Genomic DNA, 16,123 nt, shown 5'->3' with positions numbered 1-16,123 from the left:
AATGCTTATTACTTATTACGTATTGTTGTTATTCAATTATTAAATCATACTGATATAGAAGACCCTTTACTTCATTTTTTGAAAAAAGGGTTTTTTTTAGTTTTGTCTTTTTTGGATCAATGGAATAGTTATAACTTGTTTTAAAATCGGTATGATCCGCATTTGCACCCGAAAATTCACTTTTATATAAATCACAATCATCAAATATAGCATGAGTTAGATTGGTATTCATGAAATCTACGGCTATGATACTGCATTTTGTAAATTGTGTTTCCTTTAGATTTAAATTATAAAATTTCGAAAAATCAAGAATGCAGTTATTGAATCCAATTGTAAAGATAAATGGATCACACATAGCAAAGTTTACATCTTTAATTTCGCAGTGTTCAAATATTACATTTCTTAGTGCAACGTGATTTATTTTTGCTGATGTAAAAAAACAGTTTATAAAAGTACAATCAATAAAAGTAACGGCTACAAAAGTACATTGAGAAAAATTACAATTGGTAAAAGTACAATATTCGAACTCCTGATGATTCAATGCATGTTCGCTATAAAGAATGTCAGTAAATTGATTGTCATAGGTGTATGAAGCCATTTAAAAGTTTGATGATTAGTAAAATATAGTTGCACAAAGTAACACATTATCTTGATGGAAAAAGATCTATTCTTAAAAATTAGTTTTCAGATAGTAGAAGTAATTTTATGTTATTTAAAAGGCTCTGGCAGTTTCATAATAAAAGATGTGGTTGAATAGTTTATACTGGGAATTATGTAACTCTTTAAAATTATTGATGAGTTAGATTTTCATAATTTTATAACAATTAAATTTATTTATTATGATACTTACAAAAGGATATGCGGCACAAGATGCCAAATCAGATTTAGCGCCTTGGAATTTTGAACGAAGAGCTCTTGGACCACATGATGTTCAGTTTGATATACAATTTTGTGGTGTTTGTCACAGTGACTTACATCAAATAAAAAATGATTGGGGAGGATCTATTTACCCAATGGTTCCTGGACATGAAATTGTTGGTAAAGTAGTTGGAGTAGGGGAAAAGGTAACACGCTTTAAAGTAGGTGATTTAGCGGGAACAGGTTGTCTTGTGGACTCTTGTAGAACTTGCGAAAATTGTAAAGAGGGATTAGAACAATTTTGTATCAACGGAAGAACAGATACTTATAATGCACTTGGTCAAGATGGTGTTACACCTACATACGGAGGGTATTCAAACACCATTGTAGTTCATGAGGATTTTGTGTTACATATTTCAGATAAATTAGATTTAGCGGCAGTAGCTCCATTATTATGTGCAGGAATAACAACCTATTCTCCATTAAAACATTGGAAAGTAGGAAAAGGACATAAGCTGGCTGTACTAGGTCTTGGAGGACTTGGGCATATGGCCGTTAAGTTTGGTGTTGCTTTTGGTGCTGAAGTTACTGTTTTGAGTACTTCACCTGATAAAGAACAAGATGCAAAAAAACTAGGGGCGCATCATTTTATTGTGACCAAAGATGAAAAACAATTAGCAAAAGCAGCAGGAACATTTGATTTTATTCTAGATACCGTATCTGCTCCTCATGATTTAAATCTATACTTATCATTATTACGTGTTAATGGTGTGCATATATGTGTGGGAGTACCGCCAACACCCTATGAAATTCATGCCTTTAGTTTAATAGGAGGAAGACGAAGTTTAGCAGGTTCATTAATAGGAGGATTGCCTGAAACACAAGAAATGCTTGATTACTGCGCTGCCAATGGTATTGTATCAGATATTGAATTAATCGATATGAAAGACATTCATGAAGCGTATGACCGTATGACAAAAGGGGATGTGCGTTACCGTTTTGTAATTGATATGGCTACACTATAATCTCAAGAGAATACATTTTATATTATAATCCCTATTTTGAGAGTATCAAATAGGGATTTTGTATTTTTATAAAGTAAATAAAAAAAATAGTACAAAAAAAATCCTTAAACTACTGATAACAGTGTGTTTAAGGATTTTAAAGTGACCTTGACTGGATTCAAACCAGTAACCTCTTGAGCCGTAATCAAGTGCGCTATTCAGTTGCGCCACAAGGCCTTTTTGCGAAGCGACTTATTGTCTTGCTTGCGGGTGCAAATATAGGCATAAATGTGTAATTTGCAAGTGTAAAATTGTAAAAAAATAAAAAAAATGATTTTAAAAAATTATATCCGTGATATTCAGGGATTTCCAAAGGAAGGAATTTTGTTTAAAGACATCACTCCACTGTTTCTTGATCCCGAAGCAAGGAATGAATGCCTTAAAATATTGTTATCAGGTGTTGAAAATTTAAAAATTGATAAGGTTGTTGGGGTAGAGAGTCGTGGATTTTTCTTTGGAACGTTACTAGCGCAAGAATTGAAGGTGGGTTTTATACCTGTTCGAAAGCCTAATAAATTGCCTTATAAGACCATTTCGGCTAGTTATGATTTAGAGTATGGCACAGATAGTCTAGAAATTCATGTAGATGCCATACAAAAAGGGGACCATGTGCTTGTTCATGATGATGTTTTGGCTACTGGCGGAACTGCAAAGGCAGTTTGTGAACTTGTAGAAAAGCTAGGCGGTGTAGTTGTTCAATGTAATTTTTTGATGGAACTGCCTTTTTTGAACGGAAGAGATAAAATTTCAAATCATGTTGTATTTGCTGCTATGACCTACTAGCGTAAGGCACGAGTGGTAACGTAATACCTGTAACCAATAATTGCCATCTGCCATTTTTTGGCTTTGGCCAAGTCTAAACGTTGTTTTGTAAAGCTAGGTAGAATGATTTTGTTGATTTGAGCAAGAATTTTATACATGCAATTTAATTTTTCACAAAGATATAAAAAAAGACGGTCATGATTTGAACCGTCTTTAATTGAGTTGTATATTATTTCTTTGTGTAAAATTTCATAATTTTTGTATTATTTTTAGATTTATCTACATCAACGCGTTCAATAGTATTATGATCTAATTTTTCAATTTTGTTTCTAGTTACTTTTTTATCATTGATATAATATTCTACGTCTTTTGGTAAAGAATTGGTTTGATTTTTAGAAAATGTCATTTCTAAAGTTTTTGCAGTGTTTTGGTCATTATTTGATGATTTAATATTGTCTTTATCAAGTTTTAATTCTGGTACTTCAGTTGCTATAACTGTGGTATAAATATCAGCATCATCATTTTCAGGATATTTGCTGTTTTTTTGTTTGCGTTTTTTATTTTTAATTGTAGTCTTTGAAGTTATAATTTCACACGCTCCATTTGCAGCATCAGATCCATACTTAGCAATAGCTTCCTGTGATTCTAATATCGTTTGACTTACTATTTCATCATTAAATGGCAAGCGAATGGGGTGATCTTTTGATTGTTTAACTCCATTGATAACTAGTAAATATTCTACTCCATCTTTTTTAAAATTATTAATAGATAAATAATCCTCGTGATTGGATTCGTTTGTTCCTGAATTGCCTTCATTTAGTTTAATTTCAATTTTTTCACCATTCTTTTCTGTGGCTTTAAAATGATTACTCAGTTGACTATTTTTCTGTTTATCAGCTTTGAAACCAAAAATAACTTTTTTATCATTTTCGGTTTTAGCAAATATTTTAAAAGGCTTTATAGGTGTTGTTCCTTTAACGCTATATATTTTTCTTTCATTGTTGTTACTTTTTATTTCAGCTTTTAGTTGAATAATTTCATTGCTACTATTGTATATTAAGTCAGTGAAAGCTAGTTGAATTCCAAAATCTTCTTTAAATAAATCTTTTTGAGCATTTAGTTCTTCTTTCGTAGACGTAGCGTTTATTTCTAATTCAAAGTGGACTGAGTTTAAGGTGTTCTCTTTTGTAACTTGTTTTTTCTCTTGTGCAATTACTTCAATTTGAAATAAAAGTACAAACGCTACTAGAGCTGGAACAATTACTGCATATTTCCATGAATTCCATTTTTTTGATTGATTTTTGTTTAACATAACGATTCGTTTTTTGATTAATGATTGATAAAAATGATTGGTAATGGCAACACAATTTTCGTGTGTTGTTATTTTTAAGAGCGTGAATTGATACGCTTTTTTGTCGGTTATTTTTTTAGTGGCTTCACTATCTGCAATGAATTCTAGATTTTGCAATATTGCTTTTTTGTACAACCAGATAAAGGGATTGAACCAAAAAACAATACAAAACAGTCTTGAAATTAATACGTCAACAGTGTGATTTTGCTCACTGTGTACTTTTTCATGCTCCAAAATATTTTCTAATTCGGCTTTGCTGTACAACGTGGAATTATAAACAATAGTTTTAAAAAAAGAGAAGGGCGCTATGTTTTCTGTGGTGTCAATGTATTTAAAATCAGCTTGATTTTTAAAGTGTTTTCCTTTTAATACACGGTGTAAACTATAAAAATCAAATGCAAGTTTTAGTATAAAAAGAAGCATGCCAATGGCGTATAGCATTCCAATAACTAAGTACCAATTGATTTCCGAAATATCCTTTTCAGAACTGGTGGTTAGTGGAATTTGGGACCAGTCAATGGTGTTGGTGCTTGGTTCAACCCAGACAATTTTTGTAAAAGCCACCAATGGCAAAACAACCGAAGTGAATAAACCCAATACTAAAAACCATCGGTTACTAGTAAAAAAAGTTTCTTTGCGCAGTAAAAAATGATACGCTACAAAAAAAAGTGCTAGTAAGCCGCTGGATTTTATGAGATATAAGTAAAGTGCTTCCATGCTGGTTTTATTTTTTGGTTAGTTGGTTTTAAATAGCTTAGTTGTTTTGTTCTTGTTGCTCAATCATGGCCAAAATTTCACGTAATTCAGCAGCTGATATTTTTTCTTCTTTGGCAAAATGGCTTACCATATTTTTATAAGAACTGTTAAAGTAATGATCAATAGCAGTGTGCATAAAACGTTTTCTGTACTCTTCAAGGGATACTACGGGAAAGTATTGGTGTGTGTTCCCAAAGGCATTGTGTGATACAAATCCTTTTTCTTCAAGATTGCGCACTATAGTAGAGAGCGTGTTGTAATGCGGTTGCTCCTCGGTGATTTCGGCCAAGATTTCTTTTACAAAAGCTTTTTTGAGCTTCCATAATATGTGCATGATTTCCTCTTCTTTATTAGTCAGTTTTTGCATGATGTTTTTTATTTGATTCAAACTTACAACTATTTTTATAGTTTGAAAACTATTTTTATAGTTATTTAACTAAAATTATAGTTTTTGTAATGGGTTGTATGTTTTCAAATAGTCTAAATATCTGTTATATATTGTTTTAGTGTTTCAGGTTGGGCCGCGTGAGGGATAGGGGCAAACCGCCGCAGCGGTGCGGATAGCCCGACCGTAATCTAAAAAAGGGGCTTATTCAACGCTATGTTGATAAGCCCCTTTTTGGATTAGGGTCACGCCCAAATTATAAAATTATTTAGATCGTTTTTCCTGCTGAACTAGTTTTTGCAACCACATGCAACCTGCAACGGCAAAAATCCCAAGTGTTCCCATAATGAACCAATTTGCTTGATAACCCCAACTGTCAATAATTTCCAAACCTGTTTTTGAACTGGCAATATGCGCCAAACTAAAACTCATGGTAAACAATGCCATGTAACGTCCCTCATGACCTTTTGGTGCTCTACTAAGGGCAAAGGAATTGGAGAATGGAAATATAAACATCTCGCCAAAAGTGATGAACAATATGCTAATAACAAGAACACCAGCCCACATATTAAATAATAAAACGTAAAAACTAAGTGCCATAAGTAAGGAACCCCAAAGGATTATCTTAAGTTTTTTGATATTTTTTCTTTGGCTAAAACTTACAATGGGCATTTCTAGAAAGAAAATTAAAAGCCCATTCAGGGACAATAAAAGTCCGCTTTGAAACTCCGTTAATCCAAATTTTTCATTGTGATACAGCGGTAAAGTGGTAAAAAGTTGGAAAAACAAAACTGCAGTTATAAAGCATACAAAAAGAAAAATCCAAAATATTTTGTCTTTGAAAACTGATGCTGGAATCTCAGTTTCACTAGTGCTGCTATTCAAATCAGATGGTTTTTTGCGTTCTTTTACGAGCAGTGTAAAAATTAAAATAGAGATGATACAAGAACTCCCATCTACCCAAAATAAGCCGCTATAGCCCATATTCATGATGATTAACCCACCCAATGCTGGTCCTGCCGTAAAGCCAAGGTTCACCGCAAGGCGCACTAATGTCAAGGCTCTGGTACGATTTTCAGGTTTTGCATAGGTAGCTAGTGAAACGTACATGGCGGGACGAAACATATCAGCAACGGTCATGATCACAAACATTCCGGCACACAATCCCCAAAATGTTCTTATATATTGTACCATAAAAAGCAATAGTCCGCTAGTGAATAAGCTGAATATCATAATTTTGTAAAACCCTATTTTGTCTGATAATTTACCTCCCAACCAAGAGCCAAGCATGGATCCAAAGCCAAAAGCCACCATTATCCATCCCACTTGCGCGTAAGTAAATTGTAAATCCTCCTTTAAATATTTAGATAAAAACGGAAGCACCATGGTTCCGGCACGATTAATAAAAGTAATTAAGGTAAGGATCCAAATTTCTCTGGTAAATCCTCTAAAATTATTGATATAGCGTTGAAAAGCAGTTTGCAGCATAAAGTAGTTTTGTGAGTTGCAAATTTACAATGTTTTTTAGGAGCTTTTTCCAGCTATTCGCTACAATCTTGTATTTTTTCGAAAAGAAAAAAATACAAGGATTTTCGCTGCTATCTGGGCTAAGGAATAGGCTTTTCATAACGTTTCTTGCTCCTTAATTTTCGTTGTGGTATTGTAACTTTTACACTATTTTTGCATAAAAATCAAACCATTGAAAACTGTACTGTCCTTTTTTTTATGTTTACAACTCACTTTTGTTGCGGCGCAAGAGTCTTATAATGCTGATGCCGTAGCTCAGTTTCAACAAGAATTAAACGCACAGTATTCAAATCCAGAAAAAAGTCCGCTCACGGCACAGGATTTAGCAGTTTTTAAATATTTGGAATTTTTTCCTGCAAACCCAACTTATTTTGTGACTGCAAAATTAGTTAAAACACCTAGCGAGAAACCTTTTTTAATGAAAACATCAACCGATAGAAAACCAACTTACATTAAATACGGTGAAGTTTATTTTACTATGGATGATCAGGAATTTAAGTTAAATGTATATCAAAATATAGAGTTGTCTAAACAAAAGGAATACGTTAATTACTTATTTCTACCATTTTCGGATACAACATCAGGTCATGAAAGTTACCTTGGCGGGCGATACATAGATTTACAAATACCAGAAGGGGATCTCATTACAATAGATTTTAACAAGGCCTACAATCCGTATTGTGCCTATAATCCCGATTATTCTTGTCCCTTAGTTCCATTAGAAAATGATTTGAGTATAGCTATTAAGGCTGGTGTTAAAAAGTTTCGCGAGTAATGGATTTTTTTAATTTACATACGCATCACTCTACAAATCAACCTGGAATACTGGAGTTGGTTAATCAATATCCTCATGAATTTGATGCGAAATTCCCTTTTTATTCTATTGGGATTCATCCTTGGTACATTACAGAAGAACGAGTTGACGCTGATTTGAAAATCATTGAAACACAATTACAACAATCCAATTGTCTTGCAGTAGGCGAATGTGGGTTGGATAAACGCATTGAAATCCCGCTAGAATTGCAGCAGTTGGTTTTTGAAAAGCAGTTGCTTTTAGCACAAAAATACAATAAACTAGTTGTCATTCATTGTGTGGCTGCTTTTGATGAATTGATTGTCATTAAAAGAAAGCTCAACATCTCAGTTCCCATCATAATTCATGGATTTTCTAAAAATGCAATTGTAGCTAAGCAATTGTTAGAGCAGGGATTTTACCTTTCTTTTGGAAAATATTTGTTACGTAATCCAGCTTTAGAGTCGGTTTTTAAAAGCATTCCCCAAGATCGTTTTTTTCTAGAAACCGATACTGTAGAAGATGGGATAGAAGCCGTTTATGAACGTGCTGCCCAATACAAAGAAACCACAGTCAAACAAATTCAAAAAATAATAAATAATAACTTTAGTACTGTTTTTGGAATTCAATTTTAATTGGATCACATATAAATAAAACACTTTTAAACATAAAAAAATGGCAGAATGGACAGAACGAGCAGAACTTTTATTTAAAAAAGAAGGTTTGGCTAATTTACAAAATGCAAACGTATTAGTGGTAGGATTAGGAGGCGTAGGCTCATTTGCTGCTGAATTTTTGGCGAGAGCCGGAGTAGGCAAAATGACAATTGTAGATGGGGATGTGGTAGATATTACCAATATTAACAGACAATTGCCAGCTTTACACTCTACAGTTGGACAACCAAAAATCACTATCGTTGGCGATAGATTGATGGATATTAACCCAGATTTGCAATTAACAAGCGTACAAGAATTTTTATCACCTGAGCGTGCTTTTGAGATTGTTACGGAGGAGTTTGATTATGTTTTGGATTGTATTGATAGTGTGACGCCAAAACTAAATTTAATCGTTGCAGCAAAACGCAAAAGAGTGAAAATCATCAGCAGTATGGGTGCAGGTGGAAAAATGGAAGCCTCTAAAGTAAAAGTGACTGATATTACGAATACTGTAAATTGCTTTTTTGCCAAAACCATTCGCAGACGCTTGAAAGAGTTAAAAATAGATAAATTAAAAGTTGTTTTCTCCTCTGAAATCCAAGACGAATCTAGTTTGAGAATGACCGACGGATCTAATTATAAAAAATCGTTTTACGGAACCAATAGTTACATGCCAGGATTATTTGGCTTGTATGCCGCAGAAACCGTGATACGCTACTTGCTAAAAAAATAGTGTTCCGTTTTTTAGTTCTCTTTTTAGTGATTCATAATTCATAACTCATAATTTAAAATGATACAAACAGTAATTTTCGACATGGATGGCGTAATCGTAGATACAGAGCCGGTTCACCGCTACGCGTATTTCAAGCAATTTGAAGAGCTAAATATTGCTGTTACCGAGGAAATGTACACTTCGTTTACGGGTTTTTCCACACGAAATACCTTTCAGAAATTGAAAGAGTTATTTACAATTGACCAAGAAGTAGAGGAATTAATTCAGCGGAAACGTACTATTTTTAATGATGCTTTTGATAGTAAGGCTGATTTAGAATTGCTAGAAGGTGTTGAAAATTTAATCAAAGAATTACATCAAAATGGGATACAATTAATTTTGGCCTCGTCAGCATCTAAGGTGACCATTGAACGTGTTTTTAATAGGTTTAAGTTGCACGACTATTTTACGCATAAAATAAGCGGGGAAGATTTTGTACAATCAAAACCACATCCAGCTATTTTTGAACATGCCGCAAGCCTCTCAATTGCCCAAAAAGAAAATTGTATCGTCATTGAAGATAGTACTAATGGCATAAAAGCTGCAAATGCAGCTGGAATTTTTTGTGTGGGTTATAACAGTGTACATTCTGCTGCTCAAGATTTGTCAATTGCAGATGTGATCATCAATCATTTTAACGAATTGAATTTCGAATTAGTCCAGGAAATCAAATCTAAATTAGGAAATAATTAACATTTGAAAGCTGTTGAATTTGTAAATTTGAAGCTCATAAAATAAAAAACCATGAAAAAAATGATTATCGCGCTGGCCCTTTTTGTGGCTGGGTTAAGTGCCGAGGCACAATTAAAAACACCGCAATCGAGTCCAAAATCTACAATAACACAAGCCGTAGGTTTGACTGATGTTGAGGTTGTATATTCTAGACCAAGTGCAAAAGGCCGAGTAGTTTTTGGTAATTTAATTCCATTTGGAAAAGTGTGGAGAACAGGAGCAAATGAAAATACAATTGTTTCTTTTAGTGACGATGTAATTATTGATGGAAAAACTTTAAAAAAGGGTAAATATTCATTATTTACGATTCCAAAAATTGAAAGTTGGGATGTTATTTTCTATAAAACTACTGATAACTGGGGAAATCCAGAAGAATGGAAAGAAGAAAATATTGCTTTAAAAACAACTGTTAGTCCAGAAGTATTGAACAAAAAAGTAGAGACTTTTACCATTGGATTGAGTGCCTTAGATAATAACTTTGCCTTTTTAGAAATGTATTGGGAAAATTCATATGCAGCAGTAAAATTTGAAGTTCCTACACAGCAAAAAACTACTGCTAATATAGACAAAGTGTTGGCAGGTCCATCGGCAGGAGATTATTTCTCTGCAGCTCAGTTTTTATTCCAATCAAATGGGGATAATGCTAAAGGGTTAGAATATGTAAACAAAGCTTTAGACTTGACAAAAGAAAAGCCATTTTGGTACAACAGATTAAAATCTTTGATTCAAGCAAAATTAGGCGATAAAAAAGGAGCTGTTGAAACTGCAAAAGCTTCTCTTGCAGCAGCAGAAATTGCAAAAAATCAAGATTATGTAAAAATGAATAAAGATAGCATTGCAGAGTGGAGTAAAAGCTAATTGCAAAACAAATTATAAAAATCCCGAATTACTATAGTAGTTCGGGATTTTTTTATAGGGGATAATTTTGGAGTATGGGATTTTCAGCAAGCTACTTTCTTATTGAATAATCTGTTTAAAGTTTATTGCGCAACTTCATGTATTCAAGTTGAAAATTTGATAAAATCCATTGGAAGGGACGAATCTAAATTTTTTAGCTTTCTCGTATTCAAATAGTTTGTGAATGAAGATAAAATAAAAAAATCTTATTCTGGTTTTAAAACTATAAAACAAGAATAAGATTTTTTATCAGGAATAAGCACAGTATTTAGTGCGCTACTTCTTTTTGGGAGTTTCTAAAAATTGTAAACTGAAATAGCAATGAAATAATTATAGTTAGCATAGCGCCAATGAAATTCAGCCATAAATAACCTAATTTTTCCTGCCCACTAGGATACACATAAATGGCGTAGTAGTAAATAATAAAAATGGTAAGTTGACTTAACACCGCGCTATAAAAAATAGCTTTAGATTGTACTTTGTTTATATAGAAACCTACTAGAAAAATACCTAAAACGGTTCCGTAAAATATAGATCCAATAATGTTTACTAATTGAATTAAATTTTCAAATAAAGTTCCAACACAAGCAAAAAGAATGGCAATTACACCCCACAAGAGAGTAAAAAACTTAGTAGCATACAAATAATGTTTTTCTGATTTTTCACCTTTTACATTTCTTTTATAAATATCGATTGCTGTTGTAGATGCTAGAGCATTAAGTCCTGAGGCAGTGGAAGACATAGCCGCTGATATTATTACAGCCAATAATAACCCAATAAGACCTTTGGGCAAATAATTAAGAATAAAATGAAAAAACACATAATCTTTATCATTGGTTTCGCTGTTACTATCTGCTTTTAGAATGATTTCTTTGGCTTTGTCTCTTAAATCTTTTTCTTTATTAGATAAAGCAACCAATTCTTTTCTCAATATAGGATTGTCATAATCTTGGTTTAACTGATCGATATATAGTAAGTTGATTACTTTTTTATCTTCAGATAGATCATTCAGTTTTTGCTCTAATGCGTTGTACTCTCCTTTGTATGCTGATTTTTCAATCAATGTTTTATTATTTGGATTAAAATTTAAAGGCACTGGATTAAATTGAAAAAAAACAAAAACCATGACACCAGTAAGTAATATAAAAAACTGCATAGGAACTTTTAAAAGTCCGTTCATAATCAGTCCCATTTGACTTTCTCGTACAGATTTACCCGATAAGTAGCGACCCACTTGGGATTGATCTGTTCCAAAATAGGCTAGTGCCAAGAAAAAACCGCCTGTTATACCACTCCAAAAAGTATATTTTTCTTCGGGATCAAAAGAGAAATTGACAATGTTCATTTTATCATTGGCACCTGCAATATGAAGAGCACTAGAAAATGTCATATCATTAGGTAAATAATACAGAATAAGAAAGAATGTGATAAACATTCCAGACATGATTACAAACATCTGTTGTTTTTGGGTCACATTTACAGCTTTTGTCCCTCCAGAAAACGTGTAAATAATTACCAAGAAACCAATTATAATATTCATATAAGTCAGGTTCCAACCGAGTATAGCAGATAGAATTATTGCGGGAGCATAAATAGTTAATCCAGTTCCTAGACCTCTTTGAAATAGAAAAAGTATGGCAGCAAGAGAGCGTGTTTTTAAATCAAATCGTTTTTCGAGATACTCGTAGGCTGTATACACTTTGTACTTGTGGTACAACGGAATAAAGGTTACACAAATAATAACCATGGCAATAGGTAAACCAAAATAAAACTGCACAAAACCCATACCGTCATGGTAAGCCTGTCCGGGAGTAGACAAAAAAGTAATAGCACTCGCTTGAGTTGCCATTACAGAAAGTCCTACAACATGCCAAGGAGTTTCATTGTTACCTAAAATAAAATCTTCAACGTTTTTACTTCCTTTTGTTTTCCAAGCGCCATAAACAACTATAAAAAGTAGCGTAACGATTAATATAATCCAATCAAATAATTGCATAGTTTAAGAGTATAATTTCATAATAAGACAAAAAATAGCAATGTAGATAGCATTAGCCACCAATACCCATGTATAATTTTTTTTCCAAGTTTTTTGTTTCAATGGTTCCATAGTGATAAATTAGAGCTTGTTGTTTTGAATGGATATGGTTTGCGAAGGCTTTAAAGAGATAATATTTGAGATTAATTTATAAGCACCCGCAACACCTTCTGGTAGTTCCCTAAAAAAACTAATGCCTGTGTATACATAATGTCCTTTGCCATAAGGCGCAATTAATAACGCACCATTTTTAGGTGTTTCTCCTTTATCATTTGATGAAAAAATAGGGGTAAACGCCTTGTCAAATTCATTTGGGTAGTATAAACCTTGCTCTTGTTTCCAACCCTTAAAATCTTGTTCCGTTATTGTATTTGGATAATTCATGACGGGATGATTTGGAGCCAAAAATCGTATTTCGGCATCTTCTTCAGTGACACGATCTCGAGATAATTTTAAAGGATAAGGTGCAATTTCATTAGTTACTAAATCACCAGCGGTATTATATTGAACAATCATTGTTTTTCCGTTTTTTACGAAATCAAAAAGGATTGCTTGTTTGTTAACCAATGCGTTTATGGTATTGTAAGCTCTAACTCCTGTCATTACAACGTCAAATTTTTCTAGCTTTTCGGGTGTAATTTCATCTGCTTTGATTAATGTTACTTTATATCCTAATTGTGTCAAGCTGTTTGGGACTTCATCTCCAGCACCCATAATGTAAGCAATTCTTTCTTCATTTGTTTTTAAGTCTGTTTTGATACATTTGGCAGATGCAGTTTGTAGTACTTGCTGTTTTGTAATATGATCGTAAGAAATGATAATTTGTTCTTTATCAAATCTTTTATTATCAATGATTGCAACACTTTTGGCTATTGTTTCCTCTGCTTTTTTGGGAGCTGTAACATCAAAATAAAAAATTTGCTCCATTCCCTTTTTTTCAAATGAAAACGGAATATTTTGAGGCATTACAATCCAGTTTTTTGGAAGTTCAAGCTGTAAGTTTCCTTTAATATTATCTTTACCAGCTTTAATTTTAACACTTACTTGTTTAGTTTTTGTATCCTTAAAAAGCAAAACCTTATCTGTAATTGCAGTTGTTACATCTGGAACAACATCAAGATAATTGTATATTTCACCTTTTACGTCATCATTGTATTTGTAAACAATGGTGCGCTCGTATGGAATTTCAATTCCATTTATTAGCATAGTAAATTCTATTTTCGTTTCTCTTAAAATATCAGGAAGGCCTCTTTTATTTTGTTCGTTTACAGTATACATTCCAGTTGTACCCGCCTCTTGCAGCCAATACGGTTGTGTATAATTTAGGGTTTCAGGAAGTTTAAAATCTAGATTTATTGTTTTGAGCTGGTTGTATTTTAAATCTTGATTTTGACTAGAAATGGTATTATTTGGTATTGTTTTAACACTAATCAACTCTATAGGAATTGTACTTCTATTTATTGCTTCCAGTTTTAATTTTACGGTACTTCCAGGAGTTGCTTCTTGGTTTTGGGACACTGCCTCTAGGTATAAACCGGCACATGCTGCAATGATTTCTTTTATTGCGGCTGCTTTCACCGGTGACCATTGATTAGGCTCTAAGACTTGCATCATGGTATAGGCTTTAGCCAAATTTGGAATACTTGCCGATGGGTTTTTGTGATCAAATTCTTTTGCTATGATTGCGAGAAGTTCGCCAATAGGAGCGCCTCCTTTGACACGATTCCATGAGGTATCTACACCTTCAAAAAGAGATTTTTTATCGGTTAAAGCTTCTCCATTTATGAATTCTAAATATTCAGTCTCCTCGCCGCGTGCACCTGTACTACCAAAACCTTGCGATTGATGACGACTGCGACTTAATGCAGCAATTTCTTGGTTTGATTTCCCGAGATTACTATAATATGTTCCCGTTTGAAGGCTAATTAAATTGGTTTTATCAGCAGCATTGAATTTTTCCATGGTACCATAAAACCACCACGAAGTATTAAAAAATTGTCTTTTAGTTTGCCAAGGTTTTACAAATTGTAATTGCTCTGGAAAAACAGTTGGATCATTAGCCATCTTAAAACTTTCAACGCTTAACATGGCTGATGCAGTGTGATGCCCGTGTGTAGTTCCCGGAGATCTGTGATCAAAGCGATTTACAATTACATCTGGTTGGAATTTTCGAATGGCCCAAATTACATCAGCCAATACTTTTTCTTTTTCCCAAATGGATAAGGTCTCAGATGGATTTTTTGAGAATCCAAAATCATTCGCTCTCGAGAAAAATTGTTCGCCACCATCTATTTTTCTAGCTTCTATAAGTTCTTGTGTTCGAATAACACCCAGTAATTCTCGTAATTGTGTACCAATTAAATTTTGTCCACCATCTCCTCTGGTTAAAGACAGGTAAGCAGTGCGAGCCTTTTGATCATTGGCAAGAAAAGAAATAAGTCTTGTGTTCTCATCATCAGGGTGGGCAGCAATGTATAAAACTGAGCCTAGAAAATTGAGTTTCTCAATTTGATTGTAAATTTCAACTGAATTAAGTTTTTGAGGCTGTTGTGCATTTGTGATTTGCAAACAAATTAGCAATACAATACTGATTAAATAGCTTTTTTTGTACATTGTTTAAATATATGATTCCTTTAACTCCAAATGTAGGGATTAAAATTTTTTTATAAAATTTTTTAACGCTGTGTTCACATCATAAGTGTAACTAACTTATTTTTGGGATTTTCAATAGAACTAAGGTAATTGAATTTTCTAAGAGGTACCTTATTTATTGAAAATTCTACTTAATTAACTCTTTCGTTAGTTACATTTCTCAAATCCGTTTTCTTTGGAAAAAAGCGTCCAATAAAACTGATTTTGTTTTTTACTGAACTATTTTTTTGCGAAGTATACGATGTTATATAGTATGTTTTTAGATTGAATATCTATGCAAGTTCAGTATATCAAGTAAACTGTTTCCCGTTGTCAAAAGTTGATTTTTTAATATTGCTGGAATTGTATCTGGAAAGTCTTTCAATTATTTTCTCGGGGACTTGTAATTTTTTTTTCTAAGACTTATCTACCATAGTAATTAACGTAATTCTTTTTTTTAAGACTATTACGGCTGTTTTATTGATTTTTCCTAATATCAAGTCAGTTTCCAAATCTCCAATTCTTTTTCTCTGTTCAATAACTGCTGGCCGCTCATGTATATGTTTACGGTTGAAATGTGCTACAGGAGTGACCTTTATAGTACTTCTTCTTTGGTTGCTTTTACCATGTTTCAATTCTTGGTAAAATATCATAAAAGTTTGTGCTCGATTCAGTTACTATGTTTTGAATCCCATATACTTTTATGGATGGTTTCATAAATAACTATTAATTTACCTTTTAATTTCCGACGTTCTGAAATTAACACCAACCTTACTTACTTAAGATTGTTTTACCGAAGATAGCTTTCTTAAAACTTGGTATTAACATAAAAAAATATATTTTTTTTATGTCGTTTACACCTCTTTCTTTGGGTGGTTAAAGTATTATATTCACCAGAATAGGC

At 33.0% G+C, this 16,123-nt stretch carries 14 protein-coding genes and 1 tRNA gene; 7 read left to right on the top strand and 8 right to left on the bottom strand.

Going from position 1 to position 16,123, the window contains the following annotated elements:
• Positions 1-28: 28 nt before the first annotated feature.
• Positions 29-598: a pentapeptide repeat-containing protein gene (locus FJV36_RS11080; protein WP_158729919.1), complete on the bottom strand. Its 570-nt coding sequence runs from the start codon at positions 596-598 to the stop codon at positions 29-31.
• A 241-nt stretch (positions 599-839) separates the two neighbouring features.
• On the opposite strand from FJV36_RS11080, the gene FJV36_RS11075 reads away from it, so the two are divergent.
• Positions 840-1,883 (top strand): NAD(P)-dependent alcohol dehydrogenase, encoded by a 1,044-nt coding sequence (locus FJV36_RS11075; protein ID WP_158729918.1) that lies wholly within the window; start codon positions 840-842, stop codon positions 1,881-1,883.
• A gap of 142 nt (positions 1,884-2,025) precedes the next feature.
• Here FJV36_RS11075 and FJV36_RS11070 read toward each other — a convergent pair.
• Positions 2,026-2,099 (bottom strand) — tRNA-Arg (locus tag FJV36_RS11070).
• Between the two features lie 93 nt (positions 2,100-2,192).
• Between FJV36_RS11070 and FJV36_RS11065 the strand changes: the two genes are divergently transcribed.
• Complete coding sequence (locus tag FJV36_RS11065) at positions 2,193-2,705, top strand: adenine phosphoribosyltransferase (RefSeq protein WP_158729917.1); 513 nt, start codon at positions 2,193-2,195, stop codon at positions 2,703-2,705.
• Here the strand turns inward: FJV36_RS11065 and FJV36_RS11060 are convergent.
• The 4 genes from FJV36_RS11060 to FJV36_RS11045 form a co-directional block, all read right to left on the bottom strand.
• A complete protein-coding gene (locus FJV36_RS11060) occupies positions 2,702-2,842 on the bottom strand; it encodes an SsrA-binding protein (protein WP_158729916.1) in 141 nt (46 codons plus the stop codon). The genes FJV36_RS11065 and FJV36_RS11060 overlap by 4 nt on opposite strands.
• Positions 2,843-2,913: 71 nt before the next feature.
• Positions 2,914-4,752, bottom strand: coding sequence for a M56 family metallopeptidase (locus FJV36_RS11055; protein WP_158729915.1), 1,839 nt, complete (start codon positions 4,750-4,752; stop codon positions 2,914-2,916).
• A gap of 37 nt (positions 4,753-4,789) precedes the next feature.
• Complete coding sequence (locus FJV36_RS11050) at positions 4,790-5,158, bottom strand: BlaI/MecI/CopY family transcriptional regulator (RefSeq protein ID WP_144892109.1); 369 nt, start codon at positions 5,156-5,158, stop codon at positions 4,790-4,792.
• Between the two features lie 282 nt (positions 5,159-5,440).
• The gene (locus FJV36_RS11045) at positions 5,441-6,664 is read right to left on the bottom strand and encodes an MFS transporter (RefSeq protein WP_158729914.1); all 1,224 of its coding nucleotides are present in this window, start codon (positions 6,662-6,664) and stop codon (positions 5,441-5,443) included.
• A gap of 211 nt (positions 6,665-6,875) precedes the next feature.
• Here FJV36_RS11045 and FJV36_RS11040 point away from each other — a divergent pair, with 211 nt between their 5' ends.
• From FJV36_RS11040 to FJV36_RS11020, 5 genes are read left to right on the top strand one after another with little or no spacing between them, the layout of a single operon-like run.
• Positions 6,876-7,478 (top strand): DUF1684 domain-containing protein, encoded by a 603-nt coding sequence (locus tag FJV36_RS11040; protein ID WP_158729913.1) that lies wholly within the window; start codon positions 6,876-6,878, stop codon positions 7,476-7,478.
• Positions 7,478-8,131, top strand: coding sequence for a TatD family hydrolase (locus tag FJV36_RS11035; protein WP_158729912.1), 654 nt, complete (start codon positions 7,478-7,480; stop codon positions 8,129-8,131). The genes FJV36_RS11040 and FJV36_RS11035 overlap by 1 nt, the downstream gene beginning before the upstream one ends.
• Positions 8,132-8,171: 40 nt before the next feature.
• A complete protein-coding gene (locus FJV36_RS11030) occupies positions 8,172-8,885 on the top strand; it encodes a ThiF family adenylyltransferase (RefSeq protein WP_158729911.1) in 714 nt (237 codons plus the stop codon).
• Between the two features lie 57 nt (positions 8,886-8,942).
• Positions 8,943-9,617, top strand: coding sequence for an HAD family phosphatase (locus FJV36_RS11025; RefSeq protein ID WP_158729910.1), 675 nt, complete (start codon positions 8,943-8,945; stop codon positions 9,615-9,617).
• Positions 9,618-9,668: 51 nt separating this feature from the next.
• Positions 9,669-10,514 carry a DUF2911 domain-containing protein gene (locus FJV36_RS11020; RefSeq protein ID WP_158729909.1) on the top strand — a complete coding sequence of 282 codons (846 nt, stop codon included), beginning with the start codon at positions 9,669-9,671 and terminating at the stop codon, positions 10,512-10,514.
• A gap of 307 nt (positions 10,515-10,821) precedes the next feature.
• Here the strand turns inward: FJV36_RS11020 and FJV36_RS11015 are convergent, their stop codons facing one another.
• On the bottom strand, positions 10,822-12,549 hold the full coding sequence (locus FJV36_RS11015; RefSeq protein ID WP_158729908.1) for a sodium:solute symporter: 1,728 nt from the start codon (positions 12,547-12,549) through the stop codon (positions 10,822-10,824).
• 120 nt (positions 12,550-12,669) lie between these two features.
• Positions 12,670-15,201, bottom strand: coding sequence for a PIG-L family deacetylase (locus FJV36_RS11010; protein ID WP_158981094.1), 2,532 nt, complete (start codon positions 15,199-15,201; stop codon positions 12,670-12,672).
• Between the last annotated feature and the right edge of the window lie 922 nt (positions 15,202-16,123).

Origin of the sequence: Flavobacterium sp. I-STPP5a, from assembly GCF_009764685.1 — a bacterium.
Lineage (GTDB): Bacteria > Bacteroidota > Bacteroidia > Flavobacteriales > Flavobacteriaceae > Flavobacterium.
The sequence above is the reverse complement of the archived record's forward strand: the minus strand, read 5'-3'. Positions and strand labels throughout refer to the sequence as shown.

Excerpts from the sequence above, each read along its gene's own strand:
- FJV36_RS11060 (WP_158729916.1), bottom strand. The coding sequence starts at position 2,842 with ATGTATAAAATTCTTGCTCAAATCAACAAAATCATTCTACCTAGCTTT.
- FJV36_RS11020 (WP_158729909.1), top strand. The coding sequence starts at position 9,669 with ATGAAAAAAATGATTATCGCGCTGGCCCTTTTTGTGGCTGGGTTAAGT.
- FJV36_RS11035 (WP_158729912.1), top strand. The coding sequence starts at position 7,478 with ATGGATTTTTTTAATTTACATACGCATCACTCTACAAATCAACCTGGA.
- FJV36_RS11050 (WP_144892109.1), bottom strand. The coding sequence starts at position 5,158 with ATGCAAAAACTGACTAATAAAGAAGAGGAAATCATGCACATATTATGG.
- FJV36_RS11010 (WP_158981094.1), bottom strand. The coding sequence starts at position 15,201 with ATGTACAAAAAAAGCTATTTAATCAGTATTGTATTGCTAATTTGTTTG.
- FJV36_RS11065 (WP_158729917.1), top strand. The coding sequence starts at position 2,193 with ATGATTTTAAAAAATTATATCCGTGATATTCAGGGATTTCCAAAGGAA.
- FJV36_RS11080 (WP_158729919.1), bottom strand. The coding sequence starts at position 598 with ATGGCTTCATACACCTATGACAATCAATTTACTGACATTCTTTATAGC.
- FJV36_RS11025 (WP_158729910.1), top strand. The coding sequence starts at position 8,943 with ATGATACAAACAGTAATTTTCGACATGGATGGCGTAATCGTAGATACA.
- FJV36_RS11015 (WP_158729908.1), bottom strand. The coding sequence starts at position 12,549 with ATGCAATTATTTGATTGGATTATATTAATCGTTACGCTACTTTTTATA.
- FJV36_RS11055 (WP_158729915.1), bottom strand. The coding sequence starts at position 4,752 with ATGGAAGCACTTTACTTATATCTCATAAAATCCAGCGGCTTACTAGCA.
- FJV36_RS11045 (WP_158729914.1), bottom strand. The coding sequence starts at position 6,664 with ATGCTGCAAACTGCTTTTCAACGCTATATCAATAATTTTAGAGGATTT.
- FJV36_RS11030 (WP_158729911.1), top strand. The coding sequence starts at position 8,172 with ATGGCAGAATGGACAGAACGAGCAGAACTTTTATTTAAAAAAGAAGGT.
- FJV36_RS11075 (WP_158729918.1), top strand. The coding sequence starts at position 840 with ATGATACTTACAAAAGGATATGCGGCACAAGATGCCAAATCAGATTTA.